General features: G+C 63.7%; 16 protein-coding genes and 1 pseudogene. 5 read left to right on the forward strand and 12 right to left on the reverse strand.

The annotated features are described in order from the left end of the window. Positions 1 to 4: 4 nt before the first annotated feature. The 6 genes and pseudogenes from fghA to LB533_RS06915 all read right to left on the reverse strand — a co-directional run bounded on the left by fghA (position 5) and on the right by LB533_RS06915 (position 5,636). Entirely contained in the window at positions 5 to 838 is an 834-nt protein-coding gene (fghA, locus tag LB533_RS06890) for an S-formylglutathione hydrolase (protein ID WP_224676945.1), read from the reverse strand. A 272-nt stretch (positions 839 to 1,110) separates the two neighbouring features. Continuing rightward, positions 1,111 to 1,350 (reverse strand): annotated as a pseudogene (locus LB533_RS06895) (S-(hydroxymethyl)glutathione dehydrogenase); the annotation flags it as partial. A gap of 61 nt (positions 1,351 to 1,411) precedes the next feature. Beyond that, complete coding sequence (locus LB533_RS06900) at positions 1,412 to 2,059, reverse strand: glutathione S-transferase family protein (RefSeq protein ID WP_224676946.1); 648 nt, start codon at positions 2,057 to 2,059, stop codon at positions 1,412 to 1,414. A gap of 9 nt (positions 2,060 to 2,068) precedes the next feature. Beyond that, on the reverse strand, positions 2,069 to 3,835 hold the full coding sequence (locus tag LB533_RS06905) for a Rieske 2Fe-2S domain-containing protein (RefSeq protein ID WP_224676947.1): 1,767 nt from the start codon (positions 3,833 to 3,835) through the stop codon (positions 2,069 to 2,071). A gap of 21 nt (positions 3,836 to 3,856) precedes the next feature. After that, on the reverse strand, positions 3,857 to 4,747 hold the full coding sequence (locus LB533_RS06910; protein ID WP_224676948.1) for an aromatic ring-hydroxylating oxygenase subunit alpha: 891 nt from the start codon (positions 4,745 to 4,747) through the stop codon (positions 3,857 to 3,859). A gap of 31 nt (positions 4,748 to 4,778) precedes the next feature. Continuing rightward, positions 4,779 to 5,636, reverse strand: a complete 858-nt coding sequence (locus tag LB533_RS06915) for an aromatic ring-hydroxylating oxygenase subunit alpha (protein WP_224676949.1) — start codon at positions 5,634 to 5,636, stop codon at positions 4,779 to 4,781. Between the two features lie 249 nt (positions 5,637 to 5,885). Here LB533_RS06915 and LB533_RS06920 point away from each other — a divergent pair, with 249 nt between their 5' ends. From LB533_RS06920 to LB533_RS06940, 5 genes are all read left to right on the forward strand, one after another. Beyond that, a complete protein-coding gene (locus LB533_RS06920) occupies positions 5,886 to 6,719 on the forward strand; it encodes a GntR family transcriptional regulator (protein WP_224676950.1) in 834 nt (277 codons plus the stop codon). Then, entirely contained in the window at positions 6,716 to 7,810 is a 1,095-nt protein-coding gene (locus tag LB533_RS06925; RefSeq protein ID WP_224557464.1) for a BMP family ABC transporter substrate-binding protein, read from the forward strand. Before LB533_RS06920 ends, LB533_RS06925 begins: the two co-directional genes overlap by 4 nt. A 99-nt stretch (positions 7,811 to 7,909) precedes the next feature. Continuing rightward, on the forward strand, positions 7,910 to 9,457 hold the full coding sequence (locus tag LB533_RS06930; protein ID WP_140638411.1) for an ABC transporter ATP-binding protein: 1,548 nt from the start codon (positions 7,910 to 7,912) through the stop codon (positions 9,455 to 9,457). After that, on the forward strand, positions 9,441 to 10,535 hold the full coding sequence (locus tag LB533_RS06935; RefSeq protein WP_140638410.1) for an ABC transporter permease: 1,095 nt from the start codon (positions 9,441 to 9,443) through the stop codon (positions 10,533 to 10,535). The genes LB533_RS06930 and LB533_RS06935 overlap by 17 nt, the downstream gene beginning before the upstream one ends. A gap of 31 nt (positions 10,536 to 10,566) precedes the next feature. Beyond that, positions 10,567 to 11,487 carry an ABC transporter permease gene (locus LB533_RS06940; RefSeq protein ID WP_140638409.1) on the forward strand — a complete coding sequence of 307 codons (921 nt, stop codon included), beginning with the start codon at positions 10,567 to 10,569 and terminating at the stop codon, positions 11,485 to 11,487. Positions 11,488 to 11,501: 14 nt separating this feature from the next. Here LB533_RS06940 and LB533_RS06945 read toward each other — a convergent pair whose 3' ends face one another. Genes LB533_RS06945 through LB533_RS06970 form a run of 6 tightly spaced genes read right to left on the reverse strand, consistent with a single transcriptional unit; the run spans position 11,502 to position 17,952 of the window. Next, positions 11,502 to 12,344, reverse strand: a complete 843-nt coding sequence (locus LB533_RS06945; protein WP_140638408.1) for an SMP-30/gluconolactonase/LRE family protein — start codon at positions 12,342 to 12,344, stop codon at positions 11,502 to 11,504. Positions 12,345 to 12,350: 6 nt separating this feature from the next. Continuing rightward, positions 12,351 to 14,138 carry a CoA-transferase gene (locus LB533_RS06950; protein ID WP_224676951.1) on the reverse strand — a complete coding sequence of 596 codons (1,788 nt, stop codon included), beginning with the start codon at positions 14,136 to 14,138 and terminating at the stop codon, positions 12,351 to 12,353. Continuing rightward, positions 14,135 to 15,151 carry a hypothetical protein gene (locus tag LB533_RS06955; protein ID WP_140638406.1) on the reverse strand — a complete coding sequence of 339 codons (1,017 nt, stop codon included), beginning with the start codon at positions 15,149 to 15,151 and terminating at the stop codon, positions 14,135 to 14,137. The genes LB533_RS06950 and LB533_RS06955 overlap by 4 nt, the downstream gene beginning before the upstream one ends. Continuing rightward, a complete protein-coding gene (locus LB533_RS06960; RefSeq protein WP_140638405.1) occupies positions 15,148 to 15,936 on the reverse strand; it encodes an enoyl-CoA hydratase/isomerase family protein in 789 nt (262 codons plus the stop codon). Before LB533_RS06960 ends, LB533_RS06955 begins: the two co-directional genes overlap by 4 nt. Positions 15,937 to 15,938: 2 nt before the next feature. Then, complete coding sequence (locus LB533_RS06965) at positions 15,939 to 17,144, reverse strand: CaiB/BaiF CoA transferase family protein (protein ID WP_140638404.1); 1,206 nt, start codon at positions 17,142 to 17,144, stop codon at positions 15,939 to 15,941. A gap of 22 nt (positions 17,145 to 17,166) precedes the next feature. Then, a complete protein-coding gene (locus tag LB533_RS06970) occupies positions 17,167 to 17,952 on the reverse strand; it encodes an SDR family NAD(P)-dependent oxidoreductase (protein ID WP_224676952.1) in 786 nt (261 codons plus the stop codon). Position 17,953 lies beyond the last annotated feature (1 nt).

Consider the following 17,953-nt stretch of genomic DNA (forward strand, 5'->3'; position numbering starts at 1 on the left):
TTCTTCAGCCTAGCCGCGCGGCGTGCCACTTCAGGTGATCGTCCATGAAGGTCGAGATGAAGTTGTAGGAATGATCGTAGCCTTCCTGCATGCGCAAGGTGAGGTCGATGCCGGCCTTCTTGCAGGCTTCGTCGAGCAGCCACGGACGGAGGCCTTCGTCATGGAACCCATCGGCCGTGCCCTGATCAACCAGGAACTCGCCAAAACGGCGGCCGTCCTCGATAAGCAGCGTGGCGTCATAGGCGCGCCAGTCCCTGTCGTCGGCGCCGAGATATTTCTCGAGCGCAGGCCGCGACCAGCCAGCGGTCGTCGGCTGAACGATCGGCGCGAAGGCCGAGCAACTCCTGAAGCGGCCGGGGTTCTTCAGCGCGATCGTCAACGCGCCGTGTCCGCCCATCGAATGACCCGATATGCCCTGGCGCGCCGTGTCGGCAGGAAAGTTCGCGGCGATTAATCCCGGCAGCTCGTCGAGGACGTAGGAATACATACGGTAGTTCCTGGCGTAAGGCTGCTGCGTCGCGTCGACATAGAAACCGGCGCCGCAGCCGAACTGCCAATTGTCCTTCTCGTCCGGCACATCGGCACCGCGCGGGCTGGTGTCGGGGCAGACCACGATGAGACCAAGCTCGGCCGCCAGGCGCCGGTACTCGCCCTTGTCCATGACATTGGCATGGGTGCAGGTGAGACCCGAAAGATACCACAGCACCGGCACCGGCCCATCCTTGGCCTGCGGCGGCACGAAGACGGCAAAGGTCATGTCGCAGGCGCAGACCTCTGAAGCGTGCGAGTAAACACCCTGGACGCCGCCATGCGACTTGGACGTGGAAACGACTTTCATCAACTCTGCCTTTTCGTCATGACCTTCGGTCCGACATAACTGCCGGCCGCCGCACCCGCAACCTTCAGCCTTGCAAACAGCACCGGCAGCGTGACCGAGGTGCACCTCGGCCACGCTGCCGGTCGACGCCGGACTTTGGGAACACGCCGACCTGGCCGGGAGGCTGGAGGTAGCGAAAAGTCCGGGCGTTTCTGTGGCCCCGCCTACTCAAGCAGACAGGACCTCCTGTCGGTCCAAGTGGGATGTCCTCGGGCCGGCGGCGTGTGGCTTTCTCAATAAACCACGACACTCCTGATCGACTTGCCCTCGTGCATGAGGTCGAAACCCTTGTTGATGTCCTCGAGCTTGAGCGTGTGGGTGATCATCGGGTCGATCTCGATCTTGCCGTCCATGTACCAGTCGACGATCCTGGGCACGTCGGTGCGGCCGCGCGCGCCGCCGAAGGCGGTGCCCATCCAGGTCCGCCCGGTGACCAGCTGGAACGGCCGGGTCGAGATCTCCTGGCCGGCGCCGGGTTTTCTCTCTCCAAACTTGCTTGCCGGGACGATCGATCGCCCGGCGTTGCGCTAGAAATCATGCGGCCTTGGCCGGCCCTGCCGGGAACACGCCCGACATCACGGTAAAGCCTTTGATGCGCTTGACGCGATCGCACCAGCGCCGGATCGCCGGATAGTCCTGGCGCCCAATGCCGCCTTCCTCCGACAGCATGATATAGGGAAAGCAGGCAAGATCGGCGATGGTCGGATGATCGGCCGAGCAGATCCAGCCGCGGCCCTGCTGCTCGCCGAACCACAGATGCTCGTCGAGGATACGGAACAGCCGATGCGCGCCGGCGCGCGCGGCATCGATGTCGAAATCGTAGAATAGCGCGTCGTGCAGGCGGGCGACCGACGCAGTCGAAGTGATGCCGTCGGCGAAGGCCAGCCACTGGCTGATCTCGCCGAGCAGGGCCGGGCTGTTCCGGGGATACCATGTGCCCGACGGATCGTATTTCGACGCGAGGTAGACCAGGATCGCCTGGGCGTCTCGCAGGATCAGCCCGTCATCATCGATGACCGGCAGTTGGCCGAGCGGATTGAGCTTCAGGAACCATTCCGACTTGTGCTCGCGGCCGGGGTAGAAGTCGACCGGCACGGTCTTGTAGTCAATGCCGAGAAAACTCATCAGCAGCCGCAGCTTGTAGCAATTGCCCGACAGTTCGTAATCGTAAAGCGTGATCATCGGCTGCTCCTAGATGTCCAGCACGAGGCGTGCCGATTTGGCGCGCGAGACACAGGTCATGATCTTGGTTCCGGCCTTGCGCTCGGCATCGTTGAGGTAGACGTCCTGATGGTCCGGCTCGCCTTCGATCACGGTGGCGACGCAGGTGCCGCATGCGCCCTGCTCGCAGGACGACGGAACATCGATGCCATTCTCGCGCATCACCTGCATGATCGTCTTGCCGGCCGGCACCTGCAGCGTGACGCAGGAGCGCGCCAGCGCTACTTCGAAGCTCGAACTGTCGTCGATCTTGTTGGTGTTCTTGAAATATTCGAAATGGATGGCGGTATCCGGCCAGCCCTGCTCGGCGGCAATCTGACGCGCGGCTTCCAGCATCGGTCCGGGACCGCAGATATAGAGATGCATGCCGTTCAGGTAACCGGCGAGAATCCCCCGAAGCTCGGCGCCGGTCGCGTCCGGCGACAGCCCGAGATGCGGCTTCAGCGCATCGCCGAGATGCTTCAGCCGATCCGCGAAAGCGAGGTGCTCTTCGCCTTGCGCGAAATAGTGAAGCTCGTGCGTCAGCTCCTGGTTCTTCAATGCCTGGGCCATGGCCAACAGCGGGGTGATGCCGATGCCGCCGGCGACGAACAGCGTCTTGATCGCGTCACGGCGCAGCGGGAAATTGTTGCGCGGCTCGGAAATCGCCAGCACGTCCCCCTCGCGCACGGTCTCGTGCATGCATTTCGAACCGCCCTTGGAATCGCGCTCCAGCTTGACGCCGATGACAAAGCTGTCGGTCTCGCCGGGGCCGTTGGTGATCGAATACTGCCTGATCTCGCCGTTCGGCATATGGACGTCGATATGCGCGCCGGGCTGGAAGGTGGGCAGCAGTCCCTTGACCGGGCGAAGCTCGAATGCGGCAATACCGTCGGCCGCCTGCCATTTCCTCGCCACGCCGACGCGCAGCGCCGCCTTGCGGCCATGCGCGGTCACCTCGGGCATTTCGGAGAGTTCGGCCGACAGCCTTTCGTAGACCGGTTCGATCGGCGCAGGCGAAGGTGCACTTGCCGCCTCCCGCTCAGCCTCATCGCGCAGCTTGGAAAGCCGCTCATTGTGGTGGCGCAGGATGGCGATGCGCGCGGCTGCTTCGACCTCCTGATCGAGCACGCCACGGATCACCGAACGGTTTGAATCAACCGGCTGCACGAAGAACACGCCGCGCGTCTCGGCACCACTATCGCGCGAGTGCAGCGCCACGGCAAGATCTTGCGCGGCCTCGATGATGGTTTCCGCGCCCTCGCCTTCGAGCGCTGCGTTGGGCTGAAAGCGATAGGCTTTCAGCCTTTCGACGACCTTGTCGGCCGGCGCGTTGACCGAAATTCCGCGCAAGGCGAGCAGCTTGCCTTCGGTCAGCGCGGCAACATCCGGCACCTCGCCGCGAGGCTCCTCGGACGACCAGACAAGACCGTAGCGCTCGACCGCCGGGAAGGTGCGGTTGGTGATGGTGCGGGCCGGCGCGTCGGCAGGATGCGCGGGAATGTAGGTGCAGCCGGCGGTGCGGTTCGAATAACGCCAGCCGTGATACTGGCACTTCAGCTCGCGCCCGTCATTGATGCCGATCGACAGCCGGACGCCGCGATGCAGGCAGCGGTTTTCCCAGATGTTGACGTAGCCGTCATCGGCACGCCAGACGGCGAATTCCCGGCCGAGCAATTGACCATGGAAAACGTGGCGGTACGGCAAATCATGGGAAGCGGCGATCGGATGCCACTGGCTTCTGGCTTCTTCCAACATCAATCGTCTCCAAGAATCTCGTCAGGCCGCAACCGGAATGACACCGTAGGTCACGCCCTTCTGGCTGAGCCAGCGCCGGTAGGCGATGGCCGACTTGTCGGCCCGGATGGGCGTTTCGGCGCGTGGGTCGAGCGGCAGGCGTTTGGGCACCTGGTTTTCCAGGATCGGCTTGTCCTGGCCGAAGATCGTCTGCTGAAAGCGCTTGATCACCTTGTCTTCATTGTCTTCGTCGAGCACGCAAAGCAGCATGTGAGCGCGCACGTGCTCCTGGTCGACCGGCTGCAGGAAGATGGCGATGACGTCGCGCCGTGCCTCGTCGACCGGGCTCGATTTATAGAGCACGGAGCAATAGGGGTGCGGCACGCGATAGACGTAATCCACGTCTGCGCCGCCATCGGAAGCGGTCGAAGCCATCGGCTGGAAGAAGCGGCAACGCGTGGCGAGAATCTCGTCGCGGTCGACCGATATCTCGACATCGTATTCCTTGACCTCGGTGTGCGGTTCGGCGCCGAGAATGTCGGTATGCACGAAAGGGAAATGCCCCATATCGAGGAAGTTCTCGATGGCGCGCGGCGCCGAGACATTCACGCCAAAGGTCGCAGCGTTGAGCCGGCGACGGTCGGGCTCGGCATACTCAGGGATTGGGAAGAGCTCGGCAGGCGGCGAGCCCAACGAGGTCCAGACATAGCCATAGGCGCTTTTCGCGGGCAGCCTGTCGGCGGCCGTAATCTGGTCAGCCCGTTGCACATCAGGCCGCGAGCGCCAGACGATCGGCGAACCATCCGTACCGACCTCGAAACTGATGCGCTCTTCGAGCAGCACAGTCTGCTGGGCGTTACCAGGGACGGCCTCGGCAATCGCGCCAATCGGATGCCAGAGATTGAGGATCACGGGATCCGAGCATTTTGTCATCGTTTTATCCTCTGGATGCCCTCAGACGTCATCAGGCTTGTGCCGGTATCGCGCCATAGGTGACGGCCCGATCACGCAACCAGCGCCGGTAGGAAACCGACACGGCATCGGCACGGATCGGGGTCTCGGCACGCGGATCGAGCGGCAGGCGCTTGGGTACCTGGTTCTCCAGGATCGGTTTGTCCTGGGCGAAGATCAATTGCATAAAGCTGCGCACCGTTGCCGCCTCCATGCCTTCCTTAAGATAGCAGAGGTAAGGATGCGCGATGCAGTTTTCCTCGTCCACCGGCTGCACGAACAGGGTAATGACGTCGAGCCGGTCCTTCTGGATCGGGTTGCTCTTGTAGAGAGCCGCCGTGTAGGGCCGGATCACCTTGTAGATGTAGTCGACGACAAAGCCTTGCTTGGCGGTCGGCGAAGCCACCGGCTGATAGAATTTGCACTCGGTCGCCAGCAGTTCGTCCTGCGCTGTGATCTCAACCTTGTAAGGCGCGACCTCGGTATGCGGCTCCTCGCCGAGCCAGCCGGTATGAATGAAGGGAAAATGCCCCATGTCGAGAAAATTCTCGACCGCGCGGAGGCCCGACACCTTGACCGCGATCGAACCGCCGCTGACAAGATGCCGGTCTGCCTCATTGGCCTCGGGGATATAGATGATGTCGCGCGAGGGCTTGTCCAGACACGTCCAGACGAAGCCATAACGCTGGGCGCTTTTCAGCGTGGCGCCCGTGTCGCTGCGAACGACTTCGATCTTGTTTGAACATTTGTGGACGGAGAGATCGACTCCAAGCAGGCATGTGGCAAACGGTGTATCCTGGCTTAGCGATTCCTGATCCGCGACGATGTGCCAATCATTCAGAAGCTCGCGGTCAACGCAATGGGGAGCCATCGGCTTCCCTCCCAGCTCGGCTAGCCCTTCACCATGAACCTAGCCCGACGTTTCGAGATGACGAAACCACAAGATTGGATACCAATCAACATTTTTTTGTCGTCCAAAATCCCTTTTTGTGTTGACAGATTGTGATGATTGAATTCCGATATGGGAAAGCTGAACTTGGGATATGTCGTGTCCTGACGGGGCATGTCGCCATCACGAAAGCCTGCTGATCATGTCGTCGAAATGGCGGAGAACCATGCCTTGAGCAGCCGTTCCCAGACCATCGCGGATACGCTGACCCGCGCCATCATCGACCATCGCCTCGTTCCCGGCTGCAAGCTCGGCGAACGCGAACTCTCCGAAATATTCAACGTGAGCCGCATTGTGGTGCGCCAGGCCCTGATCCGGCTCGCCAATGACGGGCTGGCCCAGATCGAACGCAACCGCGGTGCCTTTGTCGCCAAGCCGAGCATGCAGGAGGCGATGGAGATCTACGACGCGTTGACGCTCGTCGAACAGGGCGTCGCAGCACAGCTCAGCGATCGCCTCGGGCCGGCCGGCTGGGCCGAGCTGCGCCAGCATGTCGAGCGCCAGCGCCAGGCTGTTGCCGCCGGCAACGATGCGCTAGCCGACGTGCTTGGCCAAGAGTTCCATACCGTGTTCGTACGCCTCAGCCGCAACAAGGTCATGCAGGAAATCCACGCGCAGCTGGTGCGCCGCACGACGCTGCTGCGCTCCCTCATTTCGGCCGATTTCGACTATTGCAATCTGCTGGACGACCACTCGCGGGTCGTCGACCTGCTGGAGAAGGGCCGGCTGAAACCGGCCATGGACCTGATCGACACCCACCACCGCGCGGTGGTGCGCGGCTACATCATGGATCGCGCAGTGTTTCCAGAGATGACGCCTGCCGAAGCGCTGGCGCCCTATCTGGACGGCAAGGCCGACGGCGAGACTGTGCCGCTGCGAAGGTTGTCTAATGCATCCGGCGACGGCGACACGGCAACGCATCTTCACCTCCATCTCCCCAGAACAGACCGGGCACCGACAAGCCGGGCATCGACAAAAAAGACCAACAGAGGGCTGCCATCATGAACAATCTGACGAGACGCGAATTCCTGAAATACAGCGGCGCGGCCGGAGCCGCGTTGGGCGCGGGAGGGCTAAGCGCCAGCGCACAGGCGCAGGAGGTGCTAAAGATCGGTGCCGTCTACGTCTCGCCGGTCGCCGAGATCGGCTGGACCAAGCAGCACAGCCTCGGCGTCGAGGCCATCAAGGCCGAATTCGGCGACAAGGTCGAGCTCACCGTCATCGACAACATCTTCATGCCGCAGGACGCCGAGCGTGTCTTCCGCGAATTGGCCAGCGCCGGTAACAGGCTGATCTTCGGCACAAGCTTTTCGCATGGAACGCCGATGCAGAAGGTGGCGCCGCGCTTTCCCAAGGTGGCGTTCGAACACTGCTCGGGCATCGTCCACCTCGCCAATCTGGGAACCTTCGAGGCCAAATATTACGAAGGCACCTTCGTTGCCGGCGCGGCGGGCGGCTACATGTCCAAGTCGGGCAAGATCGGTTTCATCGGCGGCTTTCCGATCCCCGACATCGTCGGTCCGGCAAATGCACTGCTGCTTGGCGCGCAGAGCGTCAACCCAAATGCGACCTGCAACACCATCTTCCTGAATTCCTGGTTCGACCCGGGCAAGGAGAAGGAGGCGGCCAAGACGCTGATCTCGCAAGGCTGCGACGTGGTCTGCTCGATGACGGACACCGCGACCGGCGTGCAGGTCGCCGGCGAAGGCGGCGCCTGGTCGATCGGCTATGCCAGCGACATGTCGAAATTCGCCTCGGGCAAGCAGCTGACCTCTTTCGTTCTCGATTGGACCAGCGACTATGTCGGCGCAGCCAAGGCCGTGGCCGCCGGTACCTGGAAGCCGGAAGTACGCTGGGACGGATTGGCGGCCGGCGTGGTGAAAATGGCCCCCTACAATGAGGGTATCCCCGCCGATGCGCGCGCCAAGCTCAAGCAGCTCGAGGCCGACATCGGCAGCGGCAAGCTTCATCCCTACGCCGGGGAGCTGAAGGATCAGGACGGCAACGTCAAGGTTGCCGCTGGTTCGGTTCTGGCCGATGGCGACATTCGCGGCATGAACTGGTTCGTGAAGGGGATGATCGGCAGGCTGAGCTGATCGCCGTAAAAGTGCCGGGAGACGCCCAAGTCCATATCTTCGGCTTCTCCTTGCCTGGTTCCCGTCCAACCTCGCTTCACGCCACGGCAGGACCCCGCCATGCATCCGCGACTAGAACTGCGCAACATCTGCAAGCGTTATCCCGGCGTCGTCGCCAATGACGATGTGTCGCTCTCGATTCAAGCCGGCGAGATCCATGCCGTGCTGGGCGAAAACGGCGCCGGCAAATCCACTCTGATGAAGATCATCTATGGGGCGACGCAAGCCGATTCCGGCGAGATCTTTTGCGATGGCAATCCGATCGCCACGCACACCCCGGCGATGTCGCGCGCGCTCGGCATCGAAATGGTCTACCAGCATTTCGCGCTGTTCGAATCCGTTTCGGTGGTCGAGAACATAGCGCTCTCGGCCAGCAGCGCGTACGACCTGCCCTTGCTCGCCGACAAGATCCGCGATCTGTCACGCCGCTACGGCATGCCCATCGACCCGCATCGCCAGGTGCACGACCTGTCGGTCGGCGAGCGCCAGCGCGTCGAGATCGTGCGCTGCCTGCTACAGTCGCCGAAACTGCTGATCCTCGACGAGCCGACCTCGGTGCTGACGCCCCAGGCGGTGGTGAAGCTGTTCGAGACGCTCCGCCAACTTGCCGCCGAGGGCTGCAGCATCGTCTATATCAGCCACAAGCTCGACGAGGTCCAGGATCTCTGCGACACCGCCACTGTGCTGCGCAACGGCAAGGTCACCGGTACCGCGCGTCCGAAGGAGACGACATCGCTGGAGCTTGCCCGCATGATGGTGGGTTCGAAGCTGCCTGAAATGCATGTCGGGCCGCCGACGCCAAGCGACAGACCGGTGCTCGAGGTCAACAGGCTTACGGTGACGGCCCGGGATCATTTCGGCGTCGACCTGAAGGACGTTTCCTTCAAGGTGCATGGCGGCGAGATCGTCGGCCTGGCCGGGGTTTCCGGCAACGGCCAGGCCGAGCTGATCGCCTTGCTCAGCGGCGAGCGCACGCATGAGCGCAGCGACGCCATCCGGATTTGCGGAACCGGCGCAGCCCGCCTTCGCCCGCACGAGCGCCGCAAGCTCGGCGTTGCCTTCGTTCCCGAAGAGCGGCTCGGGCGCGGCGCCGTGCCCTCGCACACGCTGTGGGAGAATGCGGTGCTGACCGCGCACCGTTTCGGCACGGTGCGCAATGGGCTGGTCGACCGGCGCCGGGCCAAGGCGTTCGCCGCCGGCATAATCGATAGGTTCAAGGTCAAGGCCAACGGGGCGCAGGCGATCGCGCAAAGCCTGTCCGGCGGTAATCTGCAGAAATTCATCGTGGGGCGTGAAATCGCGCTCCAGCCGAAGCTCCTCCTGGTGTCTCAGCCGACTTGGGGGGTCGATGTCGGCGCGAGCGCCTTCATCCGGCAGACCATCGTCGATCTCAGCCGCGCCGGCGCGGCGGTGCTCGTCGTCTCCGAGGAACTCGACGAGCTGTTCGAGATCTGCGACCGGCTGCTGGTCATCTGCCAAGGGAAGGTTTCCCCGCCGCTGGAGCGCAAGACGACCGATCGCGAGGAGATCGGACTTCTGATGACGGGCGGCGGCATGAGCGACGGCGCATCGGCAAATGGGGGTGGCAACAATGCGCTTCAGGATTGAACAAAGGCCGGAGCCCTCCTCGCTGATGCGCGTCGCCGCGCCGGCACTGGCGACCCTGTTGACCGTTGTCGTCGGATCGATTTTTTTCGCCTCCCTCGGACATGATCCGCTGGCGACCCTCCATGCCTTCTTCATCGAGCCGCTCTCTTCCATGAACGGCCTGTCCGAATGGCTGCTCAAGGCCTCGCCGCTGATCCTTATCGCTTGCGGGCTGGCGGTCGGCTTCCGCGCCAATGTCTGGAATATCGGCGCCGAGGGCCAGTTCACCATGGGGGCAATCGCGGCCAGCGGCGTGGGGCTTTTCTGGCCGAACCCCGAAAGCGTGCTGCTGTTGCCGCTGATGTTCATTGCCGGCATGGGCGCCGGCATGGCCTGGGCGGCAATCCCCGCCTTTCTGCGCGCCCGCATGAACACCAACGAGATCCTGGTCACGCTGATGATGACCTATATCGCGACGCTGTTCCTGTCCTATCTCGTGCACGGACCGTGGCGAGATCCGGCCGGCTTCAACTATCCGCAGACGGCGCTTCTGCCGACGGCGGCCCTGTTCGAGTCTTTTGACCCCGCCTATCGGCTCAACCCGTCGATCTTCATCACGGTCGTCGCCGTGCTCCTGATGTGGCTGTTCACCGACCGCAGCTTCCTCGGCTACAAGATGTCGGTGAGTGGGGCTGCGCCGCTTGCCGCCCGCTATGCCGGCTTTCGCGAATCGGCTGCGGTCTGGATCGGACTGCTGGCGGGAGGTGCCGCGGCCGGCATCGCCGGCATGGCGGAAGCCGCCGGGCCGCTCGGGCAGCTCTCGCCTCAGATTTCGCCAGGCTACGGCTTCGCGGCCATCATCGTTGCCTTCGTCGGACGGCTGAACGCCTTTGGCATCGTGCTTGGCGGGCTGTTGATGTCGCTGCTTTTCCTCGGCGGCGAAGGTGTGCAGATGACGCTCGGCCTGCCTTCGGCCCTGACGCGGATCTTCCAGGGCATCCTGCTGTTCTTCCTGCTCGCCACCGATTTCTTCATCTTCTATCGCGTTCGCCTGGTGCGACCCGTCCGGGACACGCATGCGCTGGAGACGGCACGATGAGCGGATTTCCGATCGTGCGGGAGACAGCCTGATGGACCTGTTCATCGCCATCTTCACCGGCACCGTCATTGCCGCCACACCGCTGATCTTCGCCGCGCTCGGCGAACTCGTGGTGGAGAAGTCGGGTGTCCTCAATCTCGGCATCGAAGGCATGATGCTGATGGGCGCCGCATTGGCATTCTGGGCCGTCACCGCAGGCTATCCGATGCCTGTCGCGATCCTGGCCGGCGCGTTGGCGGGTGCCGCCGCCTCGCTGCTGTTCGGCGTTCTGGCGCTGACCTTCCTGACCAACCAGTATGCAGCCGGCCTGGCGCTGGCGATCTTCGGTTCGGGCGTCTCGGCCTTCCTGGGGCGCGGCTTCGGCAGCGAGCCGATCGAGGCATTGCGCCGCCTCGACATCCCCGTTCTGTCCGACCTGCCGCTGATCGGTCCGCTACTGTTCCGCTTCGATCCAATGGTCTATCTGGCCCTGCTGATGTTCGTCGCCATCAGCTGGTTTCTCTACCGGACCAAGGCTGGCCTGGTGTTGCGCACGATCGGCGAGTCGCCGCAGACGTCGCATGCGATCGGCTACCCCGTGATCAGGATCCGCTACATGGCCGTGCTGTTCGGTGGGTTGATGGCAGGCCTGGCAGGCGCCTATTTGTCGGTCGCCTATACGCCGCTCTGGGTCGAGAACATGACTGCCGGCAAGGGCTGGATCGCGCTTGCGCTGGTGGTCTTCGCCACCTGGCGGCCGCTGCGCATCCTGCTTGGCGCGTGGCTGTTCGGCGGGATGACGATCCTTCAGCTGCAAGGTCAGGCGTTGGGGCTGGACATGCCGTCCGAACTGTTGTCGGCGCTGCCGTATCTCGCGACCATCATCGTGCTGGTGCTGATCTCACGAAACCGCCAGATGCTGGCCCTGCACTTCCCGGCCTCGCTGGCAAAACCCTTCCGCCCGGCCAGTTGACCTTCTGGGAAATGCTACTTCTCTTGCAGGAGAAGGCTCAAGTCGATCTCGGTAATATGCCAGCGACCCAGATTGGCGGTATAGAGCTTGTCGCCCTTGAAGGCGATGTTGGTGGGGTGCGCCAGCGTGGTTGCCGCCGGATCCTCGATCAGCACTTCGAGACCCTTGTCCTTTTGCCAGCGATAAATACGGCTGGGCTCATAACATGAGATGAACAATGAGCCGTCAGGCGCAAAGGCCACTCCGTCCGGAACATTGTGCACGCCCTCGACGACGATCTCACGAGCCCCCGCCGATCCGTCAGCAAGGATCGGCACATAGCTGATGCAGGGTGCGTCGCTCTCCACGACATTGAGGCCGTTGCCGTCCGGCGCCATCGCCATGCCGTTGGCGAACGACATCGCCTCCCGGCACCACGGGCCGCCCTCGCCCGTCTTGAGATCGTAGCGGAAGATGCCCGAGCGATTGTCCTGGCCAACGCTGTCCGAAACGAAGAGCCAGCCCCTCGCCTCGTCGACGATCGGATAGTTCGGCACGCGAATGCCGGCCGACGCGAAGTGCTCCATGCGCGCTGTCGCGGCATCCCAGCGGAAAATCGCGGCATGCCTGAGATCGCAGGCGAAGCAGTTTCCCGCGCTGTCGAAAGCGATGCCGAGCAGAAAACCGTCGGTGCCGCCCATGCGCTCGACCGAGCCGCCATCGGCGGCCAGCCGCAGCAGGTCGCCGGTTTCGGTGCCACACCAGATCGAGCCATCGCGGTGAACGGCCACGCCCTCCGGATGCGCGACGCGCGGGCTGGTGAAGATACCATCGAAGAAAACGCGCGCGGCTGATATGTCGAGCAACGGTTTTGCCATGGGGTCTCAGCTTTCGACAAGCGCCGTCTGCGCGGCGATGCAGCGTTCGACCATCGCGCGGTCGGCTTCAAGAATCTCGGCGATCAGCGCGCCGCGCTCCTTGGCGCTGACGAACTCCAGACGGCGCAGACCGAGCGGGTCGATGCGGGTTCGCAAGGTGGCGAGCGTGTCGTCGGAAGGCAGTGGAACCTCGCGGCAGTCGGGATCGAACGACACCGCAAATCCGGTGGCGTCACGGATCTGCTGCTGCGTGACGCTCGGCATGGTTTCGACAACGATCAATTCCCTCGAAGTCTGATCGAGCCGGAAGACACAGAGATCAGTGAAGACCAGCGCTCTGCCGGTGCGATAGCCCATCGGCGCGCGCTCGGCCGGAGTCAGCAGCCCGCGAGCCGAGCTGACGATTTCGACCTCATTTACCAGCGACTGGATCGAGTGGCGGGGGATGTAGAGCAGGTAATCGCGGTGCATGTTGGCAACATCGGCCATGCCGCCTTGCCCCGGCAACCGGATGAGGCCGCCGCTTGGTTTGCGCAGTGCGATCGTGTTGACGCGGCCGCGCCGGTCGACCTGTGCCGCGCCGACGATCTCGTGCGTCACCGCGCCGGCCTGGTAGTAGGTCGAGTAGGTGTCGTCGCCGCCGGCATGCGCCACCGCCGTTTCGCAATCAAGGCTTTCGATCAGCGACAGGACCATCGGGCTCGGCGCGATGTCGAGATGGCCGCAGCTCATCGTCGCGATGATCATGTCCGGCGCGTGCGTCGCCTTGGCCAGGCGGTATGCGACATTGGCCAGCGGCGAGACTGCACCCGCGCTGGCGAAGCTCTCATTGTCAAGTTCGGCAGCGATGCGGGCGGCGATGATCTCGTCGACGGACGCTTTCTTTTCGGCGTGCGCTAGCGCGGGCATGGCGAGCACTGCCGCAGCGCGTACCTTCGCGGCGCTTTGCAACGGCTTCGGCACGCCCTCGGAAGGCGGTCGCAGATTGTCCGCCAAGGACGTTTCCCGGTCGGCGAACGCCTCCCACAATCGCTGATAATCGGTGACGTAAAACGGCAGGCAGGAGGCCGGATAAGCGCCGCCCGGCGCCAGGGCAATGGCCGAAACCTGATTGCGGGTCAGCACGCTCTGGCGGCCGTCCTGGCGCAGCGTCCCGACCGGAACGATTTCCTCGACCGTGACCAGCACCTGGCGCGCCGCACCCGCCATGGCGAAGTCCAGCGCGCGGGGCCCGATGATCTGCACATTGCCGCTTTCATCCGCGCGCTGGGCATGGACGACGAATGTGTCGAGCCGCAGCGGCGGAATGAATCCGTTTTCGGCTCCGGCAATCGGATCAGGTCTGGCGCTCGCACCCGGCACGCGCGCTAGCATGTCCGATCCCTGCGGAAGCTGGAACGACATCGAGGGCAAGTTCTGTTGCGCCGCCCGCAGCGCCTGGATCATGGCCAGCGCCGTCCAATCGCGAACCGGTATCGCGCCGCTCTCGGCGGCTGCGCGAAATTTTGGCGGCAGGCCGAAAATGTCGAGGCTGGAGAAACAGAGATCGATTTCAGCCACGGCATGCGCTTCGAGCAGCAGTTCGAGCGGTAAGCCGCCGGCCCAGCAGATGTAACGCAGATCCTTGACGCCCGACCGGGCTATCGCCCGCAGCAATGCGATCGGCAGCCGGGCGAAATGATGGCCGCCGACGCCAACCGATTCGCCACGGCCGACCATCGCTGCCAGTCCCTCGACATCCGTGAAGCGCGGCCGGTTCGGCTTGACCAGAGACATTGCGGTACGGTTCGTCACAGCGCGGATGCCTCGATGCGATAGCGGGTGACGAACGGCTTTTCCGGCGAGAATTCGAGTGCGGTCGCAATGCCGGATTGTGCGATCGGATTGTCGGCCAACGCCATCGCCGGGCCGAGCCCGAAGGGCGAGCAGATCGGCTCGATGCCGATGGCGACATGACGGCCACTCCAGGGCGCGGCCTTGCGGCCGCGATTGGAGTACCAGAGCAGAAGGCTTGGGAAATGCTCCTTCTGCCAGGAGAGGTCCACCCGATAGCCGTCCTCGTGATTGAGGAGCGCCGCCAAACCGTCAGTGCCCTCGATCTGCAGCAGCTCCTCCGTTGCGGCAGCCAAGGGAAGCCGCGAGGCATCGACCGCTTTGCCTGTGCGCGACGGCACGGCTGTCAGTTCAAGGAACGTCTTGTTCCGGGCAAATAGCGCAGCACCTGGTTCGACATCGTGCGGATAGGTGCGGCCCTCGTCGAAGCCACCGAATTGCAACGTGGCTGCGCCCGTCTCGAACGGCAGCCGGAACACCGGATGCAGGCCGATCGGCAGGCGGCAGACACGGCGAACGACGATCTTCAACACGATGTCGATGGCGGGCGCCAACGGGTCGGGCCGCACGGTCCGTTCAACATGCTCGACCGGACTTCCCTCGGGATAGGTAAGCGTCAGCGACAATGATCCGCGACTACTGGGACGCCATGTCCACTCATGATTGGAGCTATGGCCATGGACTTCTTCGCCTGGTTCCGGCGGACCCATCGCCCGCGCCCAGTCCTCGGGCCATCCCTCGGCAGGCACCGAATAGCCGAACGGCACGCAGGGCCATTCGCCGCGAAGCTTGCGCAGGATGCCTGGCAGCGCTTGTGCCTGCGGTTCGTTCGACCACGGCGCAATGTGCATCGGCGAGATCTGCCGACCGTCCTCAAGAATGAACGTAACCGGCGCCAGCATCGCGCCAAGCCGCTGGACAGTCAGCGCGCCATGCGCCCAGCCCAATCCGCGATAGTCATCGCCCGCGTTCACGGCCCGCCCTTCTTTGCCTTTGTCGTGCTCCGCTCGGCAAACTCCCTGACGCGCTGCTGGCCGATCTCGCTGCGATAGAGCTCACCCAATATGTCGCGTTCCATGGTGAGCCCATCGGCCAGATCACCGGACACGGCATGCGCCGTCAGAGTCTTCAGTCCCTCGATTGCGGCAGCGGGCTCGGCGGCGATCATTTCGGCCAGTTCCAGCGCGCGCGGCATCAGCCGGTCGACCTCGACGATCTCGTTGACCAGACCGGCAGCGACGAATTGCGAGGCCGGGACGATGGCGCCGGTCATCAGCAGGAAATTGGCGCGGTTGCGGCCGAGCTTGGCGACGCTGCGTTGCGTGCCGCCGCCGCCGGGGACCAGCCCGAGCTTGATCTCCGGCAGGCCGAGCTTGGCGAATTGGTTGGCGATCACGAGGTCGCAGCACAGCACCAGCTCCATGCCGCCGCCCAGCGCGAAGCCGTTGACCGCCGCGATCACCGGTTTGCGGTTGTTCTCGATGGCCGCGTACATGCGCATGCCGGCAGCCTGGAAAATATCGAATTCCGGTCCGGTCTGGGCGGCGTATTCCTTGATGTCGGCGCCGGCCATGAAGCCGCGCCCTTCCCCTGTCACCACGATCGCCCCGATGCTTGCATCGCCGGATAGCGACTCGAAGGTTTCGGTGATCTCGCCTTGCATCAGCCGGTTCATGGCGTTGAGCTGATCGGCGCGGCGGAAGGTGACGATCGCGACGCGGCCCGCGGTTTCGACCGTGAGTGTCTGGCAGGCGCGCATCGTCAGGCGGCGTCCACGGTCATGTCACCGGACGCCTCCAATGCGGCGATCTCGTCCCTGGAGAGGCCGAACTCGGCCAGGATCTCGCGGCCGTGCTGGCCGACCAGCGGCGCCGGCCGTTCTATGGTCGCGGGCGTCTCGCTCATTTTCACCGCCGGGGCGACCACCCGCACCGTACCGCCGCGCGGATGGTCATAGCTGGTGATCATGCCCATGTGCTTGACCTGCGGGTCCTCAGCGGCGCGGCGGATATCCTTCACCTCGGCGCACCAGATGTCGGCCGCCAGCAGCCGCGCCAACAAATCCTGCGTGGCGAATTTCCTGGTCTCGGCATTCACCTTCTCAAAGACTTCATCGCGCTTGTCGAACAAAGTCTTGAGGTCGTCGTAGACGGCAAGCTGCGGGGCCTCCAGCACCCCATACAGGGTTTTGAATGGGCTCATGGCGATCGACACGTAGCCGCCGTCGCTGGTCTCGTAGATGCCGAACGGCGCCTGCATGCCGGGATGGCCGATCCCGGAATTCGGCCGCACGAAGTCCTCACCGAGGTTGAGCACCGCGACATATTCCTGGTTGAGATGCGCCAAGAGGCCTGCCAGCAGGTTGACCTCGATCTTCTGGCCCTTGCCGGTCTTCTCGCGATAATAGAGCGCCGACAGGATGCCGTAGACCATGTTCATGGCGCCGATCTGGTCGGCGAGGCCGGCGCCGGCGGGAACCGGGGCCTGGTCGCCGCGGCCGGTGTTGGCGATCAGCCCTGCGAGCCCCTGGATCAGCATGTCCTGGCCGGGGCGCTCGACATAGGGTCCTTCCTCGCCGTAGCCCGAACCTGAGCAATAGATGATGCGCGGATTGATGGCCTTGAAATCCTCATAGCCGTAGCCGAGCTTGGCCAGCACGCCGGGGCGGAAATTCTGCACCACCACGTCGGCGCTTTTCGCCATCTCCATGATGATAGCATGCACCTTGCGGCTCTTCAGGTTGAGCGCGATCGAACGCTTGTTGCGGTTCCAGGCGAGGAAGTTCGGGCTCTCCGAACCGCCGACCCATTTGGCGAAAAAGGTCATGCCACGGAACATGTCGCCGGCGCCGGCGCGCTCGATCTTGACGACATCGGCGCCCATGTCGCCGAGCAGCTGGGTAGCGAACGGCCCCTGCAGCAGATGGCTGAAATCGAGGATGCGGACGCCTTCGAGGGCCTTGTTCATGTCATGTCTCGTTTCAAAATTTTCAAAGCAGTTCGGGAACGTAGCGCGGTGCCGCCGTCAACCCGCCATCGACGCGCAGGTCGGTGCCGGTGGTGAAGCCGGCGGCATCGGAGGCAAGATAGACGGCGGCCTCGGCCACTTCCGAAGGCTCGCCGATACGGCCGAGCGGATGCATCTTGACCCAGGCCTTGGCGAGATTGCCGCCGATCTCCTTGATGAGTTTCTCGTTCATCGGCGTGTTGATGGTGCCCGGCGAGATCGAATTGACGCGGATGTTCAGCGGCCCGAATTCAACCGCCATCTGGCGTGTCATCGCCATGACCGCGCCCTTGGCGCCGGCATAGGCGGTCCAGCCATCAAGCCCGATGTGACCCTGCGCGGAGGCCATGTTGATGATCGAGCCCGATTTCTGCGCGATCATGTGCGGCAGCGCGTATTTGCAGCCGCGGAACACGCTGGTCAGGTTGACCGCTATCAGCCGGTACCACTGCTCGTCGGTCATCTCGTGCACCGGCATGCCGCCAATGGCGATGGCCGCGTTGTTGACCAGTATGTCGAGGCGTCCCGTCTTTTTGACGGCGCTGTCGATGAGGCCTGAAATGTCGGCCTCCTGCGAGACGTCGCAATGCACATAGTCGGCGCGGTGGCCGGCAGCGCGAAGCGCGGCCGCGAAATCCTCGCCCGCGCTGTCGGCGATGTCGCCCAGAAAGACATGCGCCCCTTCGCGCGCCATCGCTTGCGCGATCGCGTGGCCGATACCGTCGGCCGCACCCGTGATGACGGCGATTTTTGCTTCAAGACGAGCCATC

Origin of the sequence: Mesorhizobium sp. BR1-1-13 (assembly GCF_020165515.1) — a bacterium.
Classification (GTDB): domain Bacteria; phylum Pseudomonadota; class Alphaproteobacteria; order Rhizobiales; family Rhizobiaceae; genus Mesorhizobium.